Origin of the sequence: Streptomyces sp. NPDC002790, assembly GCF_040295505.1 — a bacterium.
Lineage (GTDB): Bacteria > Actinomycetota > Actinomycetes > Streptomycetales > Streptomycetaceae > Streptomyces.
Genome location: NZ_JBEOVM010000209.1, coordinates 1 through 4934, shown reverse-complemented (window position 1 = coordinate 4934; position 4934 = coordinate 1). Strand labels below are relative to the sequence as shown.

Below are 4934 nucleotides of genomic sequence, written 5' to 3'. Positions count from 1 at the left end.
GGTTTGAAATACCAAACCCCCGCGGCGGGTGGGCAAAACAAGCCCCGCCGGCGATTGAGGCGCGGGGTCCGGGGCGGAGCCCCGGGGGTTAGCGTTCGCGGCGGCGCGCGTCCCGGACTCGGCGCAACCTGTTCACCGTCACCGGGGCGAATTCGACGGCCCGTGGGTCGTCCAGGAGGGCGTTGAGGAGTTGGTAGTAGCGGACGGGGGCCAGGTCCAGGTCCTCGCGGATCGCGCGCTCCTTGGCTCCCGGGGAGGGCCAGCCACGGCCCTCGAAGGTGAGGACCGCGCGCTCGCGATCGCCGAGAGGATCCATACCCGCCACGCTACTCGGCGGATTCCGCCGCCGCCGCATGGTTCTGGATCGCGCCGAGCGTCCCCGCCGCACTGCCCCGCGGCGCGACCGTGGAGCCGATCTGCTTCTTGAGCTCGGCGCTGACCTCGGGCCAGGACGTCTTGTTGGCCGGGTAGTACGTCGCACCCGCGAGCTCGTCGATGAACGGTCGCAGCGCCTTGTCCTTCGCCGAGGACGTCATCGCGTTCGACGCGGAGACCGTGACCGGCGCGACGGTGTACTTGCGGGAGAAGTCGAGGACGTTCTTCTGGTTGTAGGCGTAGTCGAGGAACTCCCCGGTCTCCTTGGGGTGACCGCCCTGCTTGAACGCCATCATCCAGTCGTTGACGCCCATCGTGGACCTGGGCGTGCCGGACGGACCGGGGATCGCCACGTCTCCGTAGTCGACGCCCTTGGCCTTCGCCATGTTCATCAGCGTGGGGTGGCCCGACACCATGCCGACCTGGCCCTTGGCGAAGGCCTGGAACGCGGGCGTGCGGTTGAGCTTCGCGGGGGCCGTCGGGCCGGTGAGGCCCTTGGTGACCAGGTTGCTCTTGAGCCAGGACAGCGCCTCGACGTTCTTCTTGTCGTCGAGGGCGTAGCTGCCGACGTTGTCGATGTAGCCGCCGCCGTTGCTGAGCATCCAGATCAACGTCTCGGCCTGCGCCTCTTCCGTGCCGAGCGGCAGCGCGAAGGGGTAGCGCACGCCCTGCGCCTTGAGCGCCTTGGCGTCGGACACCAGGTCGGCCCAGGTCTTCGGCGGCGTGATGCCGGCCTCGGCGAAGAGCTTCTTGTTGTAGAAGAGGCGGCGCGTGGAGGCGGCGAACGGCATGCCGTACTGCGCGCCCTTGATCTCGCCCGCCTGGCTCATCTGGCCGACGAAATCGGCCTGGACCGGCACGGAGAGCAGTTTGTCGACGGGGTACAGCTTGCCCGCCGCCGCGTAGTCGGCGTACGCGCCGATCTGCGCCATGTCGGGCGCGTGGCCCGCGGCGACCATGTCCTTGACCTTCTTGTCGACGACGTCCCAGGAGTGCACGTCGACGTCGACCTTGATGTTCGGGTGCTTCTTCTCGAAGCCGGCGGCGAGGTCGTCCCAGTACTTCTGGGAGCTGTTGGCCTGCGAGTCGCCGTAGTCGGCCGCGACCAGCCGCAGCGTGACGGCGTCGTCCGAGTCGCCGCTTCCACAGGCGGTGAGCAGCGACGACGCGGCCACCACCCCGAGCGCGGCCGCCACGGTCAGAGCGGTCCTCCCCTTGCGCACTGCCGCACTCCAACTGTGTCCTTCGCGCCACAGGCCTGTCCCATGGTCTCCCGGAAGGTCTACACCACATGGGCGCCGGAGCGGAAACGAGGGGGGACTGGACTAGACCTCTCAAGGGTGGACGAGCGAGACTGTCTCCGTGAAACATGTCATCGCCCTCGACGTGGGCGGCACCGGGATGAAGGCCGCCCTGGTCGGGGCCGACGGCAATCTGCTGCACCAGGCGCGCCGGGCGACCCAGCGCGAGCGCGGCGCCGACGCGGTCGTGGAGTCGATCCTCGGCTTCGCCGCCGACCTGCGCGCGTACGGCGAGCAGCACCTCGGCGAGCCCGCCCGCGCCGCCGGGGTCGCGGTGCCCGGCGTCGTGGACGAGAGAGACGGTATCGCCCTGTTCGCCGCCAACCTCGGCTGGCGCGACGTCCCCATGCGGTCCCTGCTCAGCGAGCGGCTCGGCGGCATCCCCGTGGCGCTCGGCCACGACGTGCGCACCGGGGGGCTCGGCGAGGGCCGACTCGGGGCCGGCAAGGACGCCGACCGGTTCCTGTTCATGCCGCTGGGCACCGGGATCGCCGGCGCCATCGGCATCGACGGCCGCATCGAGCCCGGCGCGCACGGCTCCGCGGGCGAGATCGGCCATGTGGTCGTCCGCCCCGGCGGCGTGGCCTGCGGCTGCGGTCAGCGCGGCTGTCTGGAGCGGTACGCGTCCGCCTCCGCGGTCACCCTGGCCTGGCAGGAGGCGAGCGGCGACGAGAAGGCGACCGCGGCGGACTGCGCGAAGGCCGTCGACGCGGGCGACCCGAAGGCGGTCCAGGTCTGGCGGGACGCGGTGGACGCGCTCGCCGACGGCCTGGTGCTCGCGCTCACTCTGCTGGACCCCCGCACGCTGATCATCGGTGGCGGGCTCGCCGAGGCCGGGGAAACCTTGTTCACACCCCTGCGTGCGGCCGTCGCGGAGCGCGTCACCTTCCAGGCGCTCCCCACGATCGTCCCGGCCGTCCTCGGGGACAGCGCCGGATGCCTGGGCGCGGGACTGCTCGCCTGGGACCTGCTAGCCGACGTCACTGTCGACACCACGGAGGTAACCGCCTGATGGCCACAGCAAAGGTGCTCGCCGGTGCCAAGGTGGTACTGCCCACCGGGACCGTCACCGACGGACGCGTCATCGTCGACGGCACGAAGATCGCCGGGGTTGCCCCGGACGGCGCCGAGACCGTCGACCTGACAGGCCACTGGGTGGTCCCCGGCTTCGTCGACATCCACAACCACGGCGGTGGCGGCGCGTCCTTCACCTCCGGCACGCTCGAAGAGATCCTCACGGGCGTACGGACGCACCACCACCACGGCACGACCACGGTCGTCGCGTCCTTCGTCACCGGCAGCATGGACTTCCTCATCCAGCGCGCGGGGCTGCTCTCCGAGCTGGCCGAGCACGGGGAGATCGCGGGCATCCACTTCGAGGGCCCGTTCATCTCGCCGTGCCGCAAGGGCGCCCACGACGAGACGCTGCTGCGCGACCCCGACCCGGCCGAGGTCCGCAAGCTGCTCGACGCCGCCCGCGGCCAGGCCAAGATGGTCACCCTCGCCACCGAACGGCCCGGCGGCATCGACTCCGTACGCCTCCTCGCCGAGCACGGCGTGATCGCCGCGATCGGCCACACCGACGCCACGTACGAGCAGACGGTGGAGGCCATCGACGCGGGTGCCACGGTCGCCACGCACCTGTTCAACGCGATGCCCGGCCTCGGCCACCGCGCCCCCGGGCCGATCGCGGCGCTCCTGGAGGACGAGCGGATCACCGTCGAGCTGATCAACGACGGCACGCATCTGCACCCGGCCGCCCTGGAGCTGGCGTTCCATCACAAGGGCGCGGGGAAGGTCGCGTTCATCACCGACGCGATGGACGCGGCCGGGTTCGGCGACGGGCGCTACATGCTCGGCACGCTGGAGGTCGAGGTGAAGGACAGCGTGGCGCGGCTCGTCGAGGGCGGCTCCATCGCGGGCTCGACGCTCACCCTGGACCGGGCGTTCAAGCGGGCGGTCACGATCGACAAGCTGCCCGTCGAGGACGTCGTCCGGGCCATCTCCGTCAACCCGGCCCAACTCCTCGGCGTGTACGACAAGGTGGGCTCGCTGGAGCCCGGCAAGGACGCCGACCTCGTGGTCCTGGACGCGGAGTTCGAGGTCAAGGGCGTGCTCCGCAAGGGCGAGTGGCTGGTCCGGCCGTAACCCCCGGCGAATACAGGGCGGTTGACCCGCGGTCTGGGCCAACCGCCTTGACTTTGGCATGATCAGGCCCCGTTACTGAAAGTACGTAAGGGGGGGTGAGGTCCTGTGATCCTCACGGTCACGCTGAACACCGCACTCGACATCACGTACCGGGTGCGGTCCCTGCGCCCGCACACGACGCACCGCGTCAACGAGGTCGTCGAGCGGCCCGGCGGCAAGGGTCTGAACGTGGCGCGGGTGCTTGCCGCGCTCGGTCACGAGGTGGCAGTGACGGGATTCGTGGGCGGCGCGACAGGCCGCACACTCCAGGACCAGCTGCTCGACACCCCCGGTGTCGCGGACGCCCTGGTGCCCGTGTCCGGCACGACCCGCCGCACGATCGCCGTCGTCGACGCCTCGACCGGCGACACGACGCAGCTCAACGAGCCGGGCCCGACGATCACGCCCGCCGAGTGGGCGGCCTTCCAGGAGGCGTACGCGGATCTGCTCCGCTCCGCCTCAGCGGTCGCCCTGTGCGGGAGCCTGCCGCCGGGCGTCCCGGTCGGCGCCTACGCGACGCTCGTACGGGCCGCGCGTGCCGCCTCCGTCCCGGTGCTGTTGGACACCAGCGGCGAACCGCTGCGTCGCGGTGTCGCCGCCCGCCCCGACCTGGTGAAACCGAACGCGGACGAGCTGGCCGAACTCACCGGCTCCCACGAGCCGTTGCAGGCCATGAAGGACGCGCGGCGGCGCGGGGCGCATGCGGTGGTCGCTTCGCTCGGGGCGGAGGGGCTGTGCGCGCTCACGGCGGACGGGGAGTGGCGGGCGCCGGCCCCCGACCGTCTCGCCGGTAACCCGACGGGGGCGGGGGACTCGGCGGTGGCGGGGCTGCTGTCGGGCCACGTCGCCCACCTTCCGTGGCCCCAGCGCCTGGCCCGCGCGGTGGCCCTGTCGGCGGCGACCGTCGTGTCCCCCGTCGCCGGCGAATTCGACCCGTCGACGTACGAGGCCCTGGTCGGCCGGATCACGGTCGCGCAACAGGTCGGCGCGGCCTGACTCCGTCAAGACTCGACGGCGATTGAGCCAATCAAGCCCAGCCACGGCTACCCGGCGAGCGCCCCGGGGCTCGGC

The 4934-nt window shown here is 71.5% G+C and carries 5 protein-coding genes; 3 read left to right on the top strand and 2 right to left on the bottom strand.

Going from position 1 to position 4934, the window contains the following annotated elements; genetic code table 11:
* Positions 1–88: 88 nt before the first annotated feature.
* Together ABT004_RS35885 and ABT004_RS35880 are read right to left on the bottom strand one after the other, a co-directional pair.
* Positions 89–316 (bottom strand): DUF3263 domain-containing protein, encoded by a 228-nt coding sequence (locus tag ABT004_RS35885; RefSeq protein WP_351345894.1) that lies wholly within the window; start codon positions 314–316, stop codon positions 89–91.
* A gap of 10 nt (positions 317–326) precedes the next feature.
* Positions 327–1598, bottom strand: a complete 1272-nt coding sequence (locus ABT004_RS35880) for an ABC transporter substrate-binding protein (protein ID WP_351345891.1) — start codon at positions 1596–1598, stop codon at positions 327–329.
* 139 nt (positions 1599–1737) lie between these two features.
* On the opposite strand from ABT004_RS35880, the gene ABT004_RS35875 reads away from it, so the two are divergent.
* From ABT004_RS35875 to ABT004_RS35865, 3 genes are all read left to right on the top strand, one after another.
* Complete coding sequence (locus ABT004_RS35875) at positions 1738–2688, top strand: ROK family protein (RefSeq protein ID WP_351345889.1); 951 nt, start codon at positions 1738–1740, stop codon at positions 2686–2688.
* The gene (gene nagA, locus ABT004_RS35870) at positions 2688–3824 is read left to right on the top strand and encodes an N-acetylglucosamine-6-phosphate deacetylase (protein WP_351345886.1); all 1137 of its coding nucleotides are present in this window, start codon (positions 2688–2690) and stop codon (positions 3822–3824) included. Before ABT004_RS35875 ends, nagA begins: the two co-directional genes overlap by 1 nt.
* Before the next feature lie 105 nt (positions 3825–3929).
* Positions 3930–4859 carry a 1-phosphofructokinase family hexose kinase gene (locus tag ABT004_RS35865; RefSeq protein WP_351345883.1) on the top strand — a complete coding sequence of 310 codons (930 nt, stop codon included), beginning with the start codon at positions 3930–3932 and terminating at the stop codon, positions 4857–4859.
* The last annotated feature ends 75 nt before the right edge of the window (positions 4860–4934 follow it).

Bases quoted from the DNA above. Each gene is read 5' to 3' on its own strand.
- ABT004_RS35885 (WP_351345894.1), bottom strand. From the start codon at position 316: ATGGATCCTCTCGGCGATCGCGAGCGCGCGGTCCTCACCTTCGAGGGC.
- nagA (WP_351345886.1), top strand. From the start codon at position 2,688: ATGGCCACAGCAAAGGTGCTCGCCGGTGCCAAGGTGGTACTGCCCACC.